This window comes from Rhodoferax sp. LB1P47 (assembly GCF_056521445.1).
Map to the genome: position 1 here is coordinate 58,034 of NZ_JBWMAU010000016.1, position 20,087 is coordinate 78,120.

The window sequence follows — 20,087 nt, forward strand, 5'->3', positions numbered from 1 at the left end:
TGTTCGGCGACGACTTGGTTGCACAAAGTTACAACCGCCGATGAGCGTAATGTTTTAGCGGGCGGTTCTTTCCATTTTTCCGATACCCCGATAAATGAATTTACCGTGAACTATTTCACGCTTCGTAACAAAATGTCACCCTTAGACTGCATAATCAAATTATGCGATTTCTAGTTGTATACGCTTAAAGCCATGGGAGAAAATTCCTCTCGGTGGATTGATGTTTCCCAGTTACGACGGGGCCTGTTCATTCAGCTGGATTTGGGTTGGATGGACCACCCGTTTCCCAAGGGCAGCTTCAAAATCACCTCAGACGACCAGATCAAAACGATTCTGTCGTTGGGAGTGAGCCAGGTTCGGTACTTTGCGGACCAAAGTGACCCCCAGGCCGACCCGTCGCCAATGCCGCAGAGTGAGCCTGATGCGCCGATTCCACGGGCTTCTGGTCCATTAGGTGCCGGTCCTGAAAATCCCCCCCCACCCGTTCTGAGCGAAGCCGAACTGCTGCGTTTGCAACGCAGTGAGCGCCTTGCCGCACAGCGGCGCAGCTTGGCGGTGTGCGAGCGCAGGTTTGGCGAAGCGACCCAGCAGTACCGCCGGGTGGTGGAGCACGCCAGCAACCGGGCGGTGCAGATGCGCGAGGAAAGTACCGCCCTGGTGGCAGGCTGTGTGGACGACATCCTGGCAGAGGGCGAATCGGCCATCCGCTTGTTGTCTGAGGCGATGGGCGAGCGCAGTGCCCTGCATCCGGTGAACGTGATGGTGGTGTCCTTGCTGCTGGGCAAAGCCTTGGGCTTGCCAGCTGCTGCGCTGGCCGATCTGGGTCTGGCAGCACTGTTGCACGACCTGGGCAAGGTCCAGATGGCCGAGCGCATGCGCTACCAGGACCCTCATTTTTCGGTGTCCGAGCAGTTGGTGTACCAGGAGCATGTAGAGCACAGCCTGGTGATGGGGCGGCGCATGGGCTTGTCGGAGGATGTGCTGCGCGCCATTGCCCAGCACCACGAGATGGTCGATGGCAGCGGCTTCCCGGGGCGGCTGGTGGGCGCTAATTTATCCGCTGGCGGCAAGATTTTGGCGCTGGTGAACCGTTACGACAATTTGTGCAATCCGCCCCGGCTGGTCAACGCCATGACCCCGCACGAAGCTTTGTCGCTGATCTTTGCGCAAATGAAAGCGCGGTTCGATACCGCCACTCTGGGGGCTTTCATCCGCATGATGGGCGTGTACCCGCCGGGCTCGGTGGTGCAACTCCTCAATGATGGTTATGCGATGGTGGTGTCGGTCAATTCGACCCGGCCCCTGAAGCCGTATGTGATCGTGTTTGATGCCAGCGTGCCGCGCGATGAAGCGCTGATCGTCGATCTGGAGCATGCCCCCGAGCTGGGCATTCGGCGCAGCCTCAAGCCCTCGCAATTGCCTCGCGCCGTACAAGACTATTTGTCGCCGCGCCAGCGGGTGTCGTATTTCTTTGAGCGGGTGGTTGCTGCCGACCGGCCTGGGTCCTAGGGTGAGCACAGAAGTGCTGGGGGCGTTGATTGACAGTTTGCCCGATGCTGTGTGGATCGTTGCGCCGCAGGACACCCGGATTGTGATGGCCAACGCGGCGGCGGCGCAGTTGCTGGGGCAGCCCCTCAGCACGCTTTTGGGGCGGCAGGCCACCGACTTCAGTCCGGCCCCTGAAGACGTGTATTTTTGGGCGGATGTGGCGGCGGGCCCTGTCCACCTTGCGCAAAAAATCCACTCAGAAACCTTGGTGCGCCATGCCGATGGCCGTAGCCTGCAGGTCGAGCGGCGCGTCAGCCCCTTGACCTTGGCAAGCGGTGACCGGGTGTATGTGGTGGCCCTGCGCGATCTGGGCCCGCTGCGCCGGGCGGAGGACCGTCTGGAGTTGGTGCTGGCCGAAATGCAGGCCACACTGGAGTCCACCGTAGATGGCATTTTGGTGTGCAGCCTGGACGGTGTGGTGACGGTGCGCAACCGCCAGTTTGCGGCGCTATGGGATCTGCCCGATGCCTTGCTGGACCCGCAGGTTGATGCCGCGCTGTATGCCCACATGGCCCGTGTGGTGGTGAATATTGCGGCCTACCAGCGCCGCATGAACACCATTGTCAACACACCTTTGTACCAAGGCACCGACATGCTGTTGCTGCGCAGCGGGCGGATTCTGGAGCGGGTGACGCGTCCGCAGATCAGCCAGGGCCGCGCGATTGGCCGGGTGTATTCGTTTCGGGACATCACCGAACGGGTTGAATCTGAGGCGCAATTGCAGCTGGCGGGCAAGGTGTTCGAGTCCAGCCTGGATGCGATTTTTATTGCAAATGCACAGCACGAGGTGGTGGCCATCAACCCCGGTTGCGAGCGCTTGAGCCGGTGCAGTGAGGCGCAATGCCTGGGCCAGTTGGCCCCCGCAATGTTCCATGACGCCAGCGGCGGCGCGCTGTTTGACCGGGTCCAGCGTGGCTGGCACCGCGAAGGCCACTGGGATGGCGAAGCCCTGCACCAGCGCGGCGATGGCAGTACCTGCGTGGTGCATTTATCGTGGGTGGCCTTGCGCGATCCGCAGGGCGTGGTGACACAGAGCATTGGCTTTTTCAAAGACCTGACCGAGAAAAAAGCCAGCGTTGAGCGCATCGCGCAACTGGCTTATTCCGACGCGCTGACCGGCCTGCCGAACCGGCTGATGCTGTCGCAGCGGGTGGACTTTGCGCTGCGTCTGGCCGAGCGGGATGCGGGCGAGTTTGCCATCCTGTTCCTGGACCTGGACCGGTTTAAAAACATCAACGACTCACTCGGCCATTTGTTTGGCGACCGGGTGCTCGTCGAGGTGGGTCAGCGCATGCTGAACTGCCTGCGCCAGGTGGACACGCTGTGCCGCTTGGGCGGAGATGAGTTTGTGATGTACCTGCACCAGGCCGATGCCGAAGGGGCCAAGATGGTGGCGCAGCGCGTGCTGGAGAGCCTGGCCCAGCCATTCCACATGGATGCCGTGGATTTCTCGGTGGGGTGCAGCATCGGTGTGGCCATGTACCCGGCGGACGGTAAAACGCTGGACGACATGGTCAAGTCGGCCGACACGGCGATGAACCGCGTCAAGGAGCGCGGCCGGGGCAGCTTTCGCTTCTACCAGCCGCAGATGAACGTGGCGCTGCTGTCGCGCATGAAGATGGAACATAGCCTGCGCCAGGCGATGGATGCCGGGCGTTTCAAATTGCACTACCAGCCCCAGGTCAGCCTGGCTACGGGTGCGGTACTGGGCGTGGAGGCCTTGATCCGCTGGACCGACCCCGAGCTCGGGCCGGTATCGCCCGGCCAGTTCATTCCCGTGGCCGAAGAGTCGGGTTTTATTGTCACCATCGGCACCTGGGTGCTGAATGAATCGGTGCGGCAGGCGGCGGTCTGGCAGCGCCAGGGCACCAGGCGTACGGTGTCGGTCAATGTGTCGGCTTTGCAGTTCCAGCAAAGCGATTTTGTGGACCGTGTCGCCAGCGCCTTGTCCGAATCCGGTCTGGCCCCCGCCCTGTTGGAGCTGGAGCTGACCGAGTCGATTCTGGTGCAAGACGCAGACGAAGCCCTGGCCCGGCTGCGGGCACTGGCGGCGTTGGGTGTCACCTTGTCGATTGACGACTTTGGCACCGGCTATTCCAGCCTGGCGTATTTGAAGAAGTTTCCGATCCACAAACTCAAGATCGACCGCTCTTTCATCAGCGGCCTGCCCGACGACGAGAGCGACCAGGCCATCGTCAGCGCCATCATCCAGATGGGCCGCGCACTCAAGCTGACGGTGATTGCCGAAGGTGTAGAAACCACGGCCCAGCGCGATGCGCTACAGCGCTTGCACTGCGACCAATACCAGGGGTTTTTGTGTGCGCCCGGTGTGCCCAGTGAAGAGCTGGACCGGGTGATTGACGCGGCGATGGACCGGATGGCTGTCCGCCGTTAACAAGCCCGCTAAAGATGTGAGAACGTAGGAAATAAGGTGTCTGCGAATGCCACCGGACCCGCATCCTGAACCGGGGTTCAGGTGGGCTAGGTCACCCTGGAGTTGGGTTCATCTAACGCGAGATGATCACGCTCCCCGGGGATATTCCAGGCCCTGGCTCATGGAGCATTGGTTCAAGGAAATATAAAGCCCGGCGTGCACCGCAGACTGGGCGATTCTAGGCTAAGTCCGGTAGCTAATCGTCGCCCAAGGCCAAGTCGAGTTGCTCGATCAGCGCGCCCAATACCGGGTCGTCGTTGCTGGCGGCTTCGGTGCGCGGCGCGACGGGGCGGGCGGGCATGCGGTCGCGGTCGGTCAGGTCAAACGCCAGGTTCAGGGCGGCCAGCACGGCAATCCGGTCGCGGGCCTTGATCTTGCCGCCGTCGCGGATGGCGCACATCGCGGTGTCCACCATCTTCACGGCTTCCAGCAGGCGGGCTTCGCCGCCTTCCGGGCAGCCCAGCAAATAGCTTTGGCCGAGGATTTGCACGTCGAGCTGCTTCATTCTGCGTCCTTGCGGGGGGCGGGGCGGATGGCGGGCGGGTGGCCGATCTGGGGCAGTCGCTCCAATAGCGCGTCTATACGGGCGCGGGCGGCGCCGAGGCGGGATTTGAGCGAATCACGCTCATATGCCAAACCGGTGACCTGCTCGGTCAGCAATTGGTTGGTGTGTTGCAACGCACGGTAACGCACCAGCAGGCGCTCGGTACGTTCGGCAACTTGTTCAATTTGGGTGGGGGTGGCCATAAGCTTGCACATTCTAGTGTCAGGGGGCCGCGCTTAAAATCCTTGGCCCTCTGTCTGACCAATCCCCCATGACCCTCTGCACGATAGCCCCCACCGAACTCATCCTTGGTGGCCAAAAAAGCGGCAAATCCCGCCGTGCCGAGCAACTGGCGGCTACTTGGCTGGCCGAGCCGAGCCACCGCGCCGTGTTCATCGCCACCGCCCAGCCCTGGGACGCGGAGATGGTGGAGCGCATTAACCGCCACCAGCGCGACCGGGCCGAGCGCGTGCCGGGCATGTTGACGGTGGAAGAGCCGCTGCAGTTGGCCGAGGCGATTGCCCAGCACAGCCGTGCCGACACGCTGGTGGTGGTGGACTGTTTAACGCTATGGCTAACCAACTTGCTCATGCCCGCAGAATTTAAAGAAAATAAGCCTCTAGCGCAGATACCACCTGCGCAAGTAGCTACACTTTTAGTAGCAATCGGCGCCACCCCCGGACCACTGGTGCTGGTGGGCAACGAGATCGGCCTGGGCGTGATCCCGATGGGCCGCGAGGTGCGGGCCTTTGTGGACGCGCTGGGCAGCCTGAACCAGCAGGTGGCGCAGCGCTGCCAGCGCGTGGTGCTGATGGCAGCCGGTTTGCCGCTGACCTTGAAGGATGCGGCATGAAGTGGTGGGCATTGTTGTTGAGTCTGGCTTCGTCGGCCCACGCCCTGCAAGTCACCGACGACCGGGGCATCACCGTGCAGTTCGCCCAGACCCCGCAGCGCATCGTCAGCCTGCTGCCGTCGCTGACCGAGAGCGTGTGCGCGTTGGAACAATGCGCCCGGCTGGTGGGGGTAGACAGCTATTCCAACTATCCGGCCAGCGTGCGCGCCTTGCCCCAAGTGGGCGGCGGGCTGGACCCGAACATCGAGGCCATCGTCGCCCTGCGCCCCGACGTGGTGCTGCTGGCTACCGCCTCCCGCGCCAGTGCCCGGCTGGAAGCGTTGGGCTTGAAAGTGGTGGCGCTGGAGCCCAAAACCTATGCCGATGTGCAGCGTGTGCTGGGCAAGCTGGGCCTGCTGCTGGCCGTGCCGGATGCCGCCCGCATCTGGCGCAACATCGACGCGGGCGTGTCGGCGGCGGCCCAGACGCTGCCGACACGGGTTAAAAACACCCGGGTCTACTTTGAAGTGAATGCCGCGCCGTATGCAGCCGGCACCACCTCCTTCATCGGCGAGACCCTGACCCGGCTGGGCGTGCACAACGTGGTTCCCGCAGCACTCGGCCCGTTCCCCAAACTGAACCCCGAGTTCGTGGTGCGCGCCAACCCGGACCTGATCATGGTGGGCGACCGCAACAGCATCGGCATGGCGCAGCGCCCCGGCTGGGGCGGCATTCGCGCCATCCGCGAGCAGCGGGTGTGCAGCTTCAAGCCTGAGCAAAGCGACGTGCTGGTGCGCCCCGGCCCGCGCATGGCCGAGGCCGCGCGGGTGATGGCCGCGTGCCTGCTGGAGAAAGCGCCTTGACGGATCAACAGCCCGCCCCCACCCCAACCCTCCCCCGGCGGGGGAGGGGGCAAGACACAGAACCCACCCAGCCTCTGGAGGGTCGGGAGCCTGCATCTCTCCCTCCCCCTCCGGGGGAGGGCCGGGGTGGGGGCTTCCCCGCATTCACCCTCGTCCTCATCCTCCTGGCCCTGGCTTTATTGCTCCTCGGCACCAGCATCGGCAGCACTGGCTTTGACAGCGTGCTGGCCGCCCGCCACGACCCCATCGCCCTGCAAATCGTTTGGGACATTCGCCTGCCGCGCACCCTGGGGGCCTGGGTGGCCGGGGCGCTGCTGGGGTTGGCGGGCGCGGTGGCGCAGGGCCTGTTCCGCAACCCGCTGGCTGACCCGTATCTGCTGGGCAGTGCCTCCGGCGCGTCGCTGGCAATGGCTTTGGCATTCGCCTTGCTGGGCGTATCGCCCTTTGCCACCGCCTGGCTGGTGCGCGTGGGCCTCACCGGCGCGGCCTTTGCCGGGGCCGTGGGGGGCGTGCTGCTGACCCTGGCGCTGGCCAACGGCGTGCAGCACACCCTGCGTCTGCTGCTGGCGGGCGTGGTCGTGGGCGTAGTGCTGGGCGCGGGCAAAGATTTGGTCACGCTGGCCACGCCCGACATCCTCAGTGCCCTGCAAGGCTTCAACCTGGGCAGCACCGGTTTTGTCGGCTGGACTGCCTGCCTGCTGATGTTGGCGGTGTGGGCCGTGTGCACCGCCGTGGCCTGGCTGCTCGGCCCGGTGCTGGACGGCCTGACGCTGGGCGAAGCCACCGCCGCCAGCCTGGGCCTGCCTCTGCCGCAAATGCGTGCCGCGTTGATTGGGGTGCTGGCGCTGGCCACCGGCACCGCCGTGGCGCAGACCGGCATGATTGCCTTTGTGGGTCTGGCCGCACCGCACCTGGCGCGCTCGCTGGCCAAAACCACCCACAGCCGCCTGATGCTGCTGGCCAGCCTGACCGGCGGCGTACTGCTGCTGGCCGCCGACATCCTGGCCCGCTGGCTCACCGCCCCGCAAGAGCTGCCAGTGGGCGTGCTCACGGCGGTGCTGGGCGGTAGCTACCTGCTGTGGCGTATGCACAAGCGCAGCGGCGGTGTGCTATGAAAAATATAGCTGTCCGCGCAGATTCCATAAGCGCTAGCCTGTCAAAAAGCTTGGTATTGCACAGCATCAACCTAGAGCTGATTGCAGGCCGCTGGACCAGCATCGTCGGCCCCAATGGCGCGGGCAAATCGACCCTGCTCAAAGTGCTGGCGGGCCTGCTGCCACACACCGGCACGGTGACCCTGCTGGGCCAGAACATGGCCACCATGCCCGCCCGCCAGCGCGCCCGAACCCTGTCCTGGCTAGGGCAGGGCGAGGCCAGTGCCGACGACCTGAGCGTCTGGGACGTGGCGCTGTTGGGCCGCATCCCGCACCGCCCCTGGCTGGCCGCGCCCAGCGCCCAAGACCTGGCTGCCGTTGAACAGGCCCTGCGCGCCACCCAAGCCTGGGACTGGCGTGCCCGCTCTCTGGGCCAGCTCTCAGGCGGTGAACGCCAGCGCGTGCTGCTGGCCCGTGCCCTGGCCGTCCAAGCCCCGGTGCTGCTGATGGACGAACCCCTGGCCAATCTGGACCCCCCGCACCAGGCCGACTGGCTGCTGCTGGTGCGCGACCTGGTGGCCCGTGGCCACACCGTGGTCAGCGTGCTGCACGAACTGTCGATTGCGCTGCAAGCCGACGACCTGCTGGTACTGGCCCAGGGCCGCGTCACCCACGCCGGCCCGTGCGCCGACCCGGCCTCGCACCGCGCGTTGGAGCAGGTTTTTGAGAGTCGAATTGGCATCCACCGCATACTCAATCAATGGGTGGCGCTACCAAAACTAGAGCATATACACAACCCATGACAGACCACGCCTTCAGTGCCCCCGAACGCGCCGCCGTCTACCGCGCCATCTTCGAGCGCCGCGACATGCGCCATTTCAGCGGCGGCACAGTGGCCCCGGAGCTGCTGCAGCGCCTGCTGCTGGCGGCCCACCATGGCCCCAGCGTGGGCTTCATGCAGCCCTGGCGATTTATCCGCATCACCCAAACGGCTCTGCGCCAGCAGCTGCACGCTCTGGTGGATACTGAGCGTCTGTTGACTGCCCAGGCCATGGGCGAACGTGCAGAAGACTTCATGCGCCTCAAAGTGCAAGGTTTACTGGATGCCGCCGAGGTGCTGGCCGTGGTGCTGCCCAACGACCGCGAGAAGCACATTTTTGGTCGCCGAACCCTGCCGCAGATGGACCTGGCCTCGGCTTCCTGCGCCATCCAAAACCTGTGGCTTGCCGCCCGCGCCGAAGGGCTGGGAATGGGCTGGGTGTCGCTGTTCGACCCGCTGTCGCTAGCGGCTGTGCTGGGACTGCCCTTTGGTGCCGAACCCATCGCCCTGCTGTGTCTGGGACCGGTCGAAAAGTTCTACGACCAGCCGATGCTGCAGCAGGAAAACTGGGCCCGGCGTGAGGCGCTGGCCGGGCTGGTGTTTGACGACACCTGGGGCCAGCCGTCCACCCTTTTTGATAATTGATCCAAGGAACCCGCATGTCCCCCATTTCTTCGCCCGCGCAGATAGCCGCATCGTTGACCGAACACTGGTCACCCCGCGTGATTGCCGAGCTGGATGATTCGTACATCAAGGTCGCCAAAGTGCTGGGCTCCCTGGCCTGGCACAGCCACGAACATGAAGACGAGCTGTTCATGGTCCTCAAAGGCCATTTGCGCATCGAGATGGAAACCGGTGTAGCCGAGCTGGCCGAGGGCGAAATGTTCGTCGTGCCCAAAGGCGTGCGCCACAACCCGGTGGCCGAGGAGGAGTGCCACATCCTGCTGATCGAGCGCAAATCCACCCTGCACACGGGGGACGTGGCCACCGAGAAGACGCGTTCATTGGCCGACCAGTTGCGGCCGGTGTAAGGCTCTAGCGGATGCCCGCTCTCGACTACTCCACCCTCGACCAACTGCGCCGCCAACACCCCGCGTGGCGCTTGCTGGCGGCGGATTCTGCGGCCTTGGTGGCGAGTTTTCTGCACCGCGTGTTCATCACCCCGAATGTGCGCGTCATGGCCCAGGCCGACTTGGTGGAGGCGCTGAACGACACGCTGTACGGCCTGCGGGAGCGGCTAGGTGACAAAGCCCACCCCAAGCCCGCGCTGGAATATTTGAACGACTGGGCTGCCAACGACAAGGGCTGGCTGCGCAAGTTTTACCCCGCAGGCTCCGATGAACCGCACTTCGACCTGACCCCGGCCACCGAGCGGGCTTTGGCCTGGTTGGTCAGCTTGTCCGACCGCGCCTTTGTGGGCACCGAGTCGCGTCTGCTAACCCTGTTTGACCTGCTCAAGCAAATGAGCGAGGGCAGCGACACCAACCCCGAAACCCGGCTGCAAGAGCTGCACAAACGCCGCGACGAGATCGACGCAGAAATCGCCTTGGTGGTCAGCGGCAACATGCCCTTGCTGGACGACACGGCGCTCAAAGACCGCTTCCAGCAGTTCACCGGCCTGGCCCGCGACCTGCTGACCGACTTCCGCGAGGTGGAGCACAACTTTCGCACGCTGGACCGCCGGGTGCGCGAGCGCATTGCGCTGTGGACCGGCTCCAAGGGCGAGTTGCTGCAAGACATCCTGGGTGAGCGCGATGCCATCAGCGACTCGGACCAAGGCAAAAGCTTTCGGGCGTTTTGGGATTTTTTGATGTCGCAACAGCGCCAAGAGGAGCTGACCACGCTGCTGGACCGCGTGCTGGCCCTGCCACCCGTGGCCGCCTTATCGCCCGACACCCGCCTGCGCCGCGTGCATTACGACTGGCTGGAGGCGGGCGAACACGCGCAGCGCACCGTGGCCCAGCTGTCGCAGCAGCTGCGCCGTTTTCTGGACGACCAGGCCTGGCTGGAAAACCGCCGCATCATGGACGTGCTGCACAGCATCGAAGCCCAGGCCCTGGCGCTGCGCGATGCCCCGCCCACTGGCACGGTGCAATCCATCGCCGCGTTAACCCTCAGTGTGGATTTGCCGCTGGAGCGCCCGCTGTACAGCCCCGCCACCAAAACCGTGCTGAACACCACCGCGCTAGAGGCGGGCGACGATGATCTGGATGCCGCTGCCCTGTTCTCGCAGGTGCGGGTAGACAAGGCCGCCCTGGCCAGCCACATCCGCCAGTCGCTGCAAACCAAAGCCCAGATCAGTCTGGGTGAACTGCTGCAAGCCCGGCCGCTGCAACAGGGCTTGGGCGAGCTGGTGGCGTATCTGCAACTGGCCAGCGTGGCCGCGCAGTCGGTGGTGGACGAGGACACGCTGGAGACGGTGACCTGGACCACGGCTGAGGGCACAACCCGCAGCGCCAAGTTGCCGCGCGTCATATTTTTGAGGACTTGAGCCATGGATGCCATTGAAAGCGCCGCCCCGCAATACGACCTGACGGCCATCGTCGTACCTCTACTTAAAAGCGTGCTGTATCGCGACGACGACAGCGCCCTGTGGGGCGCCTTGCTCAAGTTGCGCCCCCGGGTGAGCGATTACGTGGCCGTGCTGGCGTTGGATCTGGTGCTGGACGAGGCCGAGGGCTATGCGTTCTTGCGCTCCCGCGCTACAGATGATGAAGACAGCCCCAAACTGCCGCGCCTGGTGCGCCGCCAGCCCTTAAGTTTTCAGGTCAGCCTGCTGCTGGCCTTATTGCGCAAAAAGCTGGCCGAATTTGATGCCAGTGGGGGTGACACCCGGTTGATCTTGTCGCGCGAACAGGTGGCGGAGCTCATTCGCGTTTTCTTGCCCGCAGGCTCCAACGAGTCGCGCCTGATCGACCAGGTGGAAACGCACCTGAACAAAGTGGTTGAGCTGGGCTTTGTGCGCCGCCTCAAAGCTGCGGGCGTAGGCCAGGAGCCGATGTTCGAGGTCCGCCGCATCCTGAAAGCCTTTGTCGATGCCCAATGGCTGGCCGACTTCGACCAGCGGCTGGCGGCGTACAAAAACCAACTAACCGCCCCCGAGACGGATGCAGACAATGAGTGACTTATTTGACCCCGTGTTACCCCCTCTCCCTCCGGGAGAGGGTTGGGGTGAGGGTGGACTTCTTGACCCACTCTCCGGCTTCCGCCTCATGCGCCTGGAAGTCCTCAACTGGGGCACCTTCGATAAACGCGTCTGGAGCCTGGCCCTGGATGGTCGCAACGGCCTGCTGACCGGCGACATCGGCTCGGGCAAATCGACCTTGGTGGATGCCATCACCACCCTGCTGGTGCCCGCCCAGCGCATCGCCTACAACAAGGCGGCCGGGGCCGATGCCAAAGAACGCTCGCTGCGCTCCTACGTGCTGGGCCATTACAAGTCGGAGCGCAATGAGGCCAGCGGCAGCGCCAAACCGGTGGCCTTGCGCGATGGCAGCAGCTACTCGGTGATTTTGGGCGTGTTCCACAACGCCGGGTTTGGCCAAACCGTCACGCTGGCGCAGGTGTTCTGGCTGAAAGACACGTTTGGCCAGCCCGAGCGCTTTTACGTGGCCAGCGAAAAGCCCTTGTCCATCACCGCCGACTTTGCCGACTTCGGCCCCGCTGTGACCACCCTGCGCACGCGTTTGCGCAAGGGCGGGGCCACGCTGTTTGACAGCTTTCCGCCTTACGGCGCGCACTTTCGCCGCCGCTTTGGCATCGAAGGCGAGCAGGCGCTGGAGCTGTTCCACCAAACCGTGTCGATGAAGTCGGTGGGTAACCTGACCGACTTTGTGCGCCACCACATGCTGGAGCCGTTCGACGTGGCCCCGCGCATCCAGGCCCTGCTGGGGCACTTCGACAACCTCAGCAACGCCCATGCTGCTGTGCTCAAAGCCAAGCACAAGCTGGCGCTGCTGACCCCGCTGGTGGCAGATTGCGACACGCATGCCCACACCCTGGCCCGCAGCGACGGCCTGCGTGCCTGCCGCGAGGCCCTCAAACCGCACTTTGCCGCCACCAAGCTGGAGCTGATAACTGCGCGTTTGCAAACCCTGGCGGAAACCTTTGCCAGCGAGAACGCCAAGGTTGAAAAGCTCGAAGCGCTGCGGGGCGAGCAACAAATACAAGAGCGGGCGCTGCGCCTGTCCATCGCCCAAAGTGGCGGCGACCGGATGGCCCAGATGGCCGATGACATCGCCCGCAAGCAGACAGAAATAGCCCGCCGCCAAGCCCATGCTGCCCGCTATGACGCGCTGCGCAAGCAACTTGGCCTGCTGCAAGTGGCCAGCGCCGAAGACCTGCTGGCCCAACAACAAAGCTGCATGCAGATGCGCGAGGCCGCCCTGGACCAGCGCAGCGCCTTGCAAAACGACCTGGTAGAGCAGGGCACTGCGCTGCAAGACGGGCGGCGCGAACACCTGGCCTTGAGCGCCGACATCGCCAGCCTGCAAGGCCGCCGCAGCAACATCGACACCCCGCAAATCAACATCCGCGCCGCTTTGTGCCAAGCGCTGGGCGTGCCAGAGGCGAGCATGCCCTTTGCCGGTGAGCTGGTCGAGGTGCGCGACAGCGAGCGCGACTGGGAGGGCGCGATCGAGCGGCTGATGCACGGCTTTGCCCTGTCGCTGCTGGTGCCCGAGGCCCTGTACGCACGGGTGGCCGAATGGGTGGACAGCACCCATCTGAAAGGCCGCTTGGTCTATTTCAGCGTGCGCTCACCCAAGCCTGCGGATGCGCCCGTGCTGCACCCCGATGCCCTGCTGCGCAAGATCACCATCAAGCCCGATTCGCCGTTTTACGCGTGGCTGGAACAGGCCGTGTGGCAGCGCTTCAATGTGGTGTGCTGTGCCAGCCAGGAGCAGTTTCGCCGCGAGGCCAAGGCCATCACCCGCGCCGGCCAAACCAAGGGCGGCGAGCGGCACGAGAAGGACGACCGACACCGCATTGATGACCGCAGCCGCTACGTGCTGGGCTGGAGCAACGCTGCCAAACTGGCCGCCTTGCAAACCAAAGCCCGCGTGCTAGAGGCCACCCTGGGCCGTATCGGCGCACAGATTGTCGAGCTGCAACAGGCGCAAGCCGCGATGCAGGAGCGCTTTAGCCTGCTGGACAAACTGGTCGAGTTCCGCGAATTCAGCGAGCTGGACTGGCCCAGCCTGGCGCTGGAGGTGGCGCGGCTGCAAGACGAGTTGAAACGCCTGCAGTCTTCGTCCGACCTGCTGCAAAGCCTGACCCAGCGTTTGGTGGAGTTGGAAGTCCAGTTGGCCGATACCGAAGATAAATTGGCCACGCAACGTGAGCGCCGTGCCAAAACCGAGGACCGTACCAGCACCGCCCAAGACCTGCGCCGCCAAACCGAAGCTTGGGTGGTCGATGTGGAGCCCGCCATCTCCACCCAGATACTGGCCTTGCACGCCGAGCATCTGGCGGCCCAGCCGCTGACCATCGAGACCTGCGATGCCCGCGAACGCGAGCTGCGCGATGCCTTGCAAAAAGCTATCGACACCGAAGCCGCCCGGTCCAGCCGCCTGCTGGAAAAAATCATCGCCGCCATGCGTGCCTTCAACACCACGTATCCGCTGGAAACGCAAGAAATCGACGTGTCCGTGGCCTCGGCGGGCGAATACCGCACGCTGCTGAATACGCTGGCCGCAGACGACCTACCGCGCTTCGAGAGCCAGTTCAAATCCCTGCTGAACGAGAACACCATCAACGAGGTAGCCAACTTCAACTCGCAGCTCAACCGCGAACGCGCCACCATCAAGGAGCGCATCACCCGCATCAACCAGTCGCTGACCCAGATCGACTACAACCCCGAGCGCTTCATCAAACTGGAGGAGCAAACCGCTACCGACCCCGAGGTGCGCGATTTCCAGACCGAGCTGCGTGCCTGCCTGGACAACGTGGTCTCCGGCTCGGCGGACGATGGCCCGTATTCCGAAGCCAAGTTCCTGCAAGTCAAAGCCATCATCGAACGCCTGCGGGGCCGCGAAGGGCAGACCGAACACGACCGCCGCTGGACCGCCAAGGTGACCGACGTGCGCAACTGGTGTGTGTTTGCCGCCAGCGAGCGCTGGCGGTTGGACGAACGCGAACACGAGCACTATTCCGACTCGGGCGGTAAATCTGGCGGGCAAAAAGAGAAGCTGGCCTACACCATCCTGGCCGCCAGTCTGGCCTACCAGTTCGGCCTGGCCTTTGGTGAAACGCGGTCGCGCAGCTTTCGGTTTGTGGTGATCGACGAAGCCTTCGGCCGGGGTTCTGACGAATCTGCCCAGTACGGACTGGAGCTGTTCAAGAAGCTGAATTTGCAGCTGCTCATCGTCACCCCGCTGCAAAAAATCCACATCATTGAACCCTTTGTGTCCAGCGTCGGCTTTGTGCAAAACGACGAAGGCCGCGACTCCAAGCTGCGCAACCTCAGCATCGAGGAATACCAGTTTGAGAAAGACCGCCTGGCCGTGCTCACCAGCAAGCTCAAGCTAGATGGCCTGGACTAGCCCCGCCGACCTGCGCGCCCAGGTGCAAAAGCTGTGGGACAAAGGCGCGCTGCTGTCCCCGCTTGCCTCCCTTCCCTCCCGGGGGAGGGCCGGGGTGGGGGCGGCCCCCGAACCCGAATCCATCTTCCCCCTGCGCCTCAAACTAACCACCCCCAGTTCCACCGACCTCGCCACCCGCCTCCCCGAAGTCCGCCTCTGGGCCGCCGACCTGCGCCAGCACGCCGTGCATTACCGGCTCACCGAGCGCGCAGTGCGCCACCGCGAAGTCGGCAACCAAAGCGTGCCCGAGGCCGCGTGGTTGGACTCGCTGGAAGCCGCTACGGCCCTGATCGGCAAAACCAAAGAAACCCAGCGATTCACCGCACTGGTTGCCCGCACGGCGGAACGCCAACCCGCGCTGCTCCCATGGCTGGCCAAGCGCCCCCTGACCGCGCTGGCCTTGACCGCAGAGTGGCCGCGCCTGCTGGCCGTGGTGGCCTGGCTGCAAGCCCACCCGCGTCCCGGCATCTACCTGCGCCAGGTGGACATTGCCGGGGTAGACAGCAAATTCATCGAAGCCCAGCGCAGCGTGTTGACTGAACTACTGGACATGGTTTTGTTTCCCGAGGCGATAGACCCCAGTGCCACCGGGGCCAGCCAGTTCGCCTGCCGCTACGGCTTCCAGGACAAACCCCTGCGCATCCGCTTTCGGCTATTCGATGGCGGCGATTTCGGCACAGACATCAGTACCACCCAGGCGGCTTTTGAACGGCTAGACCTGCCCCTAAGCCACGTCTTCATCACCGAGAACGAAATCAATTTTTTGGCTTTTCCTGCGCTGCCCTGCAGCATGGTGGTCTTCGGTGCGGGCTACGGCTTCGAGGTGCTTACGGGGGCTACGTGGCTGCACCGCTGCGCCGTGCACTACTGGGGCGACATCGACACCCACGGCTTCGGCATCCTCGACCAACTGCGCGCCACGCTGCCCCACGTCCAGTCTCTGCTGATGGACCGCGCCACCCTGCTGGCCCACGCCGACCACTGGGGGAAAGAGCCCACGCCCCTGCTGCGCAACCTGCCCCGGCTGACTGCCGAGGAGGGCGCATTGTTCGACGACCTGCGCGACAACCGCCTGCGGCCCCGTTTGCGGCTGGAGCAGGAGCGGCTGGGGTTTGGCTGGGTCGAGCGGGCGTTGGAGGCGATTATTACTAGGTAATGGTTATACTGGTGTAACCATGAAAATTGTTTTAGACACCTCGGTATTGGTGGCAGCAGCCCGGTCGCGTAACGGTGCAAGTTTTGCACTGCTGGCCTCTTTGCCGCACCCGCGCTTTCAGATATGCCTGTCTGTTGCCGTTTATACCGAGTGGCAAGCCGTGCTCAGTCGGCCTGAGCACCGGCCTGCGGGTGCGAATGCCCATACTGCCTTGGGTTTTGTGCGTTACTTAGCGAGCATTGCGCATTTGCAAGACATCCACTATTTGTGGCGGCCATTTTTGCGCGATCCAGACGATGACATGGTGCTTGAATGTGCCGTGGCTGCTGGTTGCGCCTACATCGTGACGCACAACATCAAAGATTTTCGCCGCACTGAGCAACTGGGCGTGCGGGCCATCACTCCCGGCCAGTTTTTACACCTATTGAAGGAGCCTCAACCATGACCGCACTCACTATTCGCTTGCCCAACTCGATCCACGAAAGCATCAAAGCCTTGGCGTTGAAAGACGGCATTTCTGTCAACCAGTTCATTGCCAGCGCCGCCGCTGAAAAAATGGCCTCCATCCAAACCTTGGACTATCTACGCCAAGAAGCCGCCCTGGGCCAGCGTGGGGACTTTGAGCAATTCTTACGCTCGGTGCCGGATGTGCCAGCGCAGGCAGACGATGCGTTACTGCCGGATGCCCGCCACTGACTAAAGCCAGTCGGGCCAGTTGATTTGCGTTATTCCAGCCAGAGATATGCAGCGTAAGGAGCGCGCTATTTATGAACCTTGCCATGAAGCAGACACCCACGAGTCCGCCGCCGATTTTTGCCACCCGCCAGCAAGTGACGGCAGCGCTTGAGCGCTCCGCGCTCAAGGCGCGTTTACTTGCGCAGCAAACAGGAACGGAACTGGTCCAGCGCCCGCAGTCTGTGCCAGCTACCAAACATACGGGTTGACCGCGCTGACCTTGATCGCCGCGCTGCTTCTGGCGCTGGCCGTAGACATCCGCCTGGGCGAACCCCCCGTGCGCTGGCATCCCGTGGTGTGGATGGGCAACTACCTGGGCTGGGCCGGACGGCGGGTGGCGCCCATCGCTACGAGCACGCCCACCACCGGGCCAGATTACAAGTCTTTTAGCCTTGCAGCGCTTATGTGGTGTGCGGGAGCAGCTACGGTTTTTGTAGTGGCGTGGTGCGTGCAGAAAAGCATTCTGCAACTGCCCACCGCCTTGGGCGCGTGGCCTGGCGGCCTGCTGGCGGCGCTGCTGCTGGGCTTGCTGCTGAAACCCCTGCTGGCCTGGGCCATGCTGCGCAGCGAAGTGCTGGCGGTGGATGCGGCTCTGGGCGAGTCGCTGGATGCGGGCCGCCAGCGGCTGGCCTGGCTGGTCAGCCGCGATGTGGCCGCACTTACCGAGGCGCAGGTACGTGAAAGCGCCATCGAGTCGCTGGCCGAGAACCTGAACGACTCGGTGGTCGCGCCCATCTTTTGGTTCGTGCTGCTGGGCCTGCCCGGCGCGGCGCTGTACCGATTCGCCAACACCGCCGACGCGATGTGGGGCTACCGGGGCGAGCGCAATGGCCGGGTGTGGGAATGGGCGGGCAAGTGGGCGGCCTGGGCCGATGACGTACTGAACTGGCTGCCCGCGCGGTTGACGGGCCTACTCATGCTGCTGGTGGCGGGCTGTTTTCAATGGCGGGTGCTGGTGCAGCAGGCCCGGCTTACCCCATCCCCCAACAGTGGCTGGCCGATGGCCGCGATGGCGCTGTGCCTGGACGTGCGCCTGGGCAAACCGGGCGTGTACACCTTGAACCCCACCGGGCGGGTGCCGCTGGCCTTGGATACGCAGCAGGCCGTAACTTATGCAAGAAATACGCTTGTAGCGCTTATTCCCTGTGCGGCAGTAGCTCTTTATTTAATAGCAATATGGTAGATGCCGTGCATGGTGGCCCCGACGCGCTGGGCGTGCCGGAGTTTGATTTCTCCACCAACAGCAACGCCTGCGGGCCGTGTCCCCACGCGCTGGCTGCTGTGAAGCTGGCGGATGCCACGCGCTACCCCGATCCGCAGTACACGGCGCTGCGGGCACAACTGGCCGATTTCCATGGTGTGGATGCGCAGCGCGTACTGCTAGCGGCCAGCGCCAGCGAATTCATCCACCGCATCAGCGCGCTGCACCGGGGGCAGGGCGTGTGCCTGCCGCAGCACCACTATGGGGATTACTTGCAGGCGGCGCGGGCCTGGGGGCTGGTGGTGGCAGCGCATGCCAACGCCGTGGGGGGCCGCCTGCCCCCACCCCAACCCTCCCCCGGAAGGGGAGGGAGCCATACGGAGTCCGACTTCACCCCCTCCCCCCTCGGGGGAGGGTTGGGGTGGGGGCCGGATGTTCAATCTTTTGCGCCAGACGTGCCGCAGTTGCTCTGGGCCTGCGAGCCGTCCAGCCCGCTGGGCCAGGCGCATGCCGGTTTGGCCGCGCTGGTAGATGGTTTGCAGCCGGGCCAGAGCCTGGTGCTGGACTGCGCCTATGCCCCGCTGCGCCTGGAAGGCATGCCCAGCCTGGATGCCGCACACATGGACCGGGTGTGGCAGATGTGGACCCCCAATAAAGCCCTGGGCCTGACCGGCATCCGTGCCGCCTACGTGATTGCGCCGCTGGGGGCGGACACCGCACCGTTGCAGGCGCTGTGCCCGTCCTGGCCCGTGGGCGCGCATGGTGTGGCGATGCTGCAGGCCTGGTGCCAGCCCGCCAGCCAGGCGTGGTTGGCGCAGTCGCTGCTGACTTTGCGGGCGTGGAAGGCGCGGCAAATCGGTCTGTGCCGCACGTTGGGGTGGGAGTGTTTGCCCAGCGCGGCGAATTTCTTTTGCGCCCGGCCTAGTGGACATGACTTGCCGCTGCGGCTGCAACGCCTGCGGGCCCGGGGGGTGAAGTTGCGGGATGCTGCGTCGTTTGGGCTGCCGGGTTATGTGCGGCTGGGGGTGTTACCGCCGGGGGCGCAGGATGCGTTGGGGCGGGGGGACGGTTTCAGCGAGGGGTTGGACTTCACGGTGCTTCGAAGAGGTGCTTGATGATCGCCACTCCGGACCTATGCGGGTGAACCAAGAGTTGCACTTCTTGGCCGATTTCAAGTGCCAGCACCTTCTTTGTCCTATGTACTGGCTGCCATGACTGTTGGCTTGCTCCGTTCCATTCGTAGCAAAAGTCGATGCGGCCGCGGTCTTTGGAGATTTGGATCTGGATGATGTGCCCTGGAGATGTGAGCCCAGAGCGAAACAGCGCAACGATGCGTTGGCAACGCCAAGCCAGCACGCCTGCGCAGACGAGTGCGCAAGGTAGACCCAGTGCAAAGAACATCTCCCACTTTGAGCCACCGGAGGGAAAGACTCTTGGATGCAAGGCCGTAATCATCAGAGCCATTGGAATTCCGATTGCGGAGAAGAGCGCGGGCCAGTCCGTGTTTACGATGCGGAAAAGCGATGGATGCATTTGGTTCAACGTCGGACGTAACCGGCGACCAAGGAATGGCGCGGCGTAGCCGCGGAACGACTTTGGGCGTCCGCGTTGACGGACTTGTTAGCCGACATGTTGCTCCACATATGCAATGACATCGTCAATGAGTTCCACAGCTTTTGGCCGAGAAAGGAAGTCCCGCATGGCAAGTGGCTGATCTTGCATTGAAGCGTCGATGGTGAGCCCCGACCACGTAACGGGCAACTGCTTCAAGTCATAGTCGTTGAAATGGAGAGACATGTCGTGCGATAGGCAGTTCCGCACGATCCGCAAAAACCGATACCAGGGCGCCGCTCGCACGGTCTGGGCTTGCCCGTGCGTCTCACCATACAACTTCACCAGTTCGAACATTTCCTTCAGACAGTTCCGCAATACCGAGTTCCGGAACTGGCCAGTAGCAAGTTTGAGCAGATCATCGCTCTCATAGACGTAGCGAATGTACGCGAAGGATTCTGTCTCGGGATGATCCTTCACGACGTCAAGGGTAGTCTCGAAAGTCTGAAGAGCGTCGGGCTGGGCCATTAGTGCGACCGAGAGCTGAACCAGTGCGAAATTATTCTTTATCGTCTGGAGCTGCCCGCGAAGAAAAGCCTTGTCCATGTCGGCTAACGAATAGCGTTTATCCGCCGCGCAGCGATGCAAGAGACGATGGCGCTGGTCATACGCGGCGGATAAACCTTGTTGGACTGAAACCAACGCCCGCAATGGCCGTTGGTAGTGGG

General features: G+C 63.6%; 20 protein-coding genes and 1 other RNA gene. 16 read left to right on the forward strand and 5 right to left on the reverse strand.

Annotated features, from left to right (window positions below; genetic code table 11):
* Positions 1-192 precede the first annotated feature (192 nt).
* Together AC0969_RS16315 and AC0969_RS16320 are read left to right on the forward strand one after the other, a co-directional pair.
* A complete protein-coding gene (locus AC0969_RS16315) occupies positions 193-1,509 on the forward strand; it encodes an HD-GYP domain-containing protein (RefSeq protein WP_479625207.1) in 1,317 nt (438 codons plus the stop codon).
* 1 nt (position 1,510) lies between these two features.
* The gene (locus AC0969_RS16320) at positions 1,511-3,943 is read left to right on the forward strand and encodes a sensor domain-containing protein (protein ID WP_479625208.1); all 2,433 of its coding nucleotides are present in this window, start codon (positions 1,511-1,513) and stop codon (positions 3,941-3,943) included.
* Between the two features lie 33 nt (positions 3,944-3,976).
* Here the strand turns inward: AC0969_RS16320 and ssrS are convergent.
* From ssrS to AC0969_RS16335, 3 genes are all read right to left on the reverse strand, one after another.
* Positions 3,977-4,155, reverse strand: a non-coding RNA gene (gene ssrS / locus AC0969_RS16325) — 6S RNA.
* Between the two features lie 23 nt (positions 4,156-4,178).
* Positions 4,179-4,487 (reverse strand): cell division protein ZapA, encoded by a 309-nt coding sequence (locus AC0969_RS16330; protein ID WP_479625209.1) that lies wholly within the window; start codon positions 4,485-4,487, stop codon positions 4,179-4,181.
* Complete coding sequence (locus AC0969_RS16335) at positions 4,484-4,729, reverse strand: DUF904 domain-containing protein (RefSeq protein ID WP_479625210.1); 246 nt, start codon at positions 4,727-4,729, stop codon at positions 4,484-4,486. Before AC0969_RS16335 ends, AC0969_RS16330 begins: the two co-directional genes overlap by 4 nt.
* A 68-nt stretch (positions 4,730-4,797) precedes the next feature.
* On the opposite strand from AC0969_RS16335, the gene cobU reads away from it, so the two are divergent.
* The 14 genes from cobU to AC0969_RS16405 all read left to right on the forward strand — a co-directional run bounded on the left by cobU (position 4,798) and on the right by AC0969_RS16405 (position 18,923).
* Entirely contained in the window at positions 4,798-5,379 is a 582-nt protein-coding gene (gene cobU / locus AC0969_RS16340) for a bifunctional adenosylcobinamide kinase/adenosylcobinamide-phosphate guanylyltransferase (RefSeq protein WP_479625211.1), read from the forward strand.
* Entirely contained in the window at positions 5,376-6,221 is an 846-nt protein-coding gene (locus tag AC0969_RS16345) for an ABC transporter substrate-binding protein (RefSeq protein ID WP_479625212.1), read from the forward strand. Before cobU ends, AC0969_RS16345 begins: the two co-directional genes overlap by 4 nt.
* 158 nt (positions 6,222-6,379) lie before the next feature.
* Positions 6,380-7,336: a FecCD family ABC transporter permease gene (locus AC0969_RS16350; protein WP_479625229.1), complete on the forward strand. Its 957-nt coding sequence runs from the start codon at positions 6,380-6,382 to the stop codon at positions 7,334-7,336.
* Positions 7,333-8,118, forward strand: coding sequence for an ABC transporter ATP-binding protein (locus AC0969_RS16355; protein WP_479625213.1), 786 nt, complete (start codon positions 7,333-7,335; stop codon positions 8,116-8,118). Before AC0969_RS16350 ends, AC0969_RS16355 begins: the two co-directional genes overlap by 4 nt.
* The gene (gene bluB / locus AC0969_RS16360; protein ID WP_479625214.1) at positions 8,115-8,780 is read left to right on the forward strand and encodes a 5,6-dimethylbenzimidazole synthase; all 666 of its coding nucleotides are present in this window, start codon (positions 8,115-8,117) and stop codon (positions 8,778-8,780) included. The genes AC0969_RS16355 and bluB overlap by 4 nt, the downstream gene beginning before the upstream one ends.
* Positions 8,781-8,794: 14 nt before the next feature.
* Positions 8,795-9,166, forward strand: coding sequence for a cupin domain-containing protein (locus AC0969_RS16365; protein WP_479625215.1), 372 nt, complete (start codon positions 8,795-8,797; stop codon positions 9,164-9,166).
* A gap of 11 nt (positions 9,167-9,177) precedes the next feature.
* Complete coding sequence (locus tag AC0969_RS16370) at positions 9,178-10,626, forward strand: DUF3375 domain-containing protein (RefSeq protein WP_479625216.1); 1,449 nt, start codon at positions 9,178-9,180, stop codon at positions 10,624-10,626.
* A gap of 3 nt (positions 10,627-10,629) precedes the next feature.
* Positions 10,630-11,259 (forward strand): DUF4194 domain-containing protein, encoded by a 630-nt coding sequence (locus tag AC0969_RS16375; RefSeq protein WP_479625217.1) that lies wholly within the window; start codon positions 10,630-10,632, stop codon positions 11,257-11,259.
* Positions 11,260-11,347: 88 nt separating this feature from the next.
* Positions 11,348-14,677 (forward strand): ATP-binding protein, encoded by a 3,330-nt coding sequence (locus AC0969_RS16380; RefSeq protein WP_479625218.1) that lies wholly within the window; start codon positions 11,348-11,350, stop codon positions 14,675-14,677.
* Entirely contained in the window at positions 14,664-15,872 is a 1,209-nt protein-coding gene (locus AC0969_RS16385) for a Wadjet anti-phage system protein JetD domain-containing protein (RefSeq protein ID WP_479625219.1), read from the forward strand. The genes AC0969_RS16380 and AC0969_RS16385 overlap by 14 nt, the downstream gene beginning before the upstream one ends.
* A 19-nt stretch (positions 15,873-15,891) precedes the next feature.
* On the forward strand, positions 15,892-16,317 hold the full coding sequence (locus AC0969_RS16390; RefSeq protein WP_479625220.1) for a putative toxin-antitoxin system toxin component, PIN family: 426 nt from the start codon (positions 15,892-15,894) through the stop codon (positions 16,315-16,317).
* Positions 16,314-16,568, forward strand: a complete 255-nt coding sequence (locus tag AC0969_RS16395) for a toxin-antitoxin system HicB family antitoxin (protein ID WP_479625221.1) — start codon at positions 16,314-16,316, stop codon at positions 16,566-16,568. Before AC0969_RS16390 ends, AC0969_RS16395 begins: the two co-directional genes overlap by 4 nt.
* Before the next feature lie 244 nt (positions 16,569-16,812).
* Positions 16,813-17,790: an adenosylcobinamide-phosphate synthase CbiB gene (gene cbiB / locus AC0969_RS16400; protein WP_479625222.1), complete on the forward strand. Its 978-nt coding sequence runs from the start codon at positions 16,813-16,815 to the stop codon at positions 17,788-17,790.
* Positions 17,784-18,923: an aminotransferase class I/II-fold pyridoxal phosphate-dependent enzyme gene (locus AC0969_RS16405; RefSeq protein ID WP_479625223.1), complete on the forward strand. Its 1,140-nt coding sequence runs from the start codon at positions 17,784-17,786 to the stop codon at positions 18,921-18,923. The genes cbiB and AC0969_RS16405 overlap by 7 nt, the downstream gene beginning before the upstream one ends.
* On the opposite strand, the gene AC0969_RS16410 is transcribed toward AC0969_RS16405, so the two are convergent.
* Positions 18,898-19,272, reverse strand: a complete 375-nt coding sequence (locus AC0969_RS16410; protein WP_479625224.1) for a hypothetical protein — start codon at positions 19,270-19,272, stop codon at positions 18,898-18,900. The genes AC0969_RS16405 and AC0969_RS16410 overlap by 26 nt on opposite strands.
* A gap of 156 nt (positions 19,273-19,428) precedes the next feature.
* Positions 19,429-20,087: hypothetical protein (locus tag AC0969_RS16415; protein WP_479625225.1), on the reverse strand; the 659-nt coding region annotated here is incomplete at its 5' end.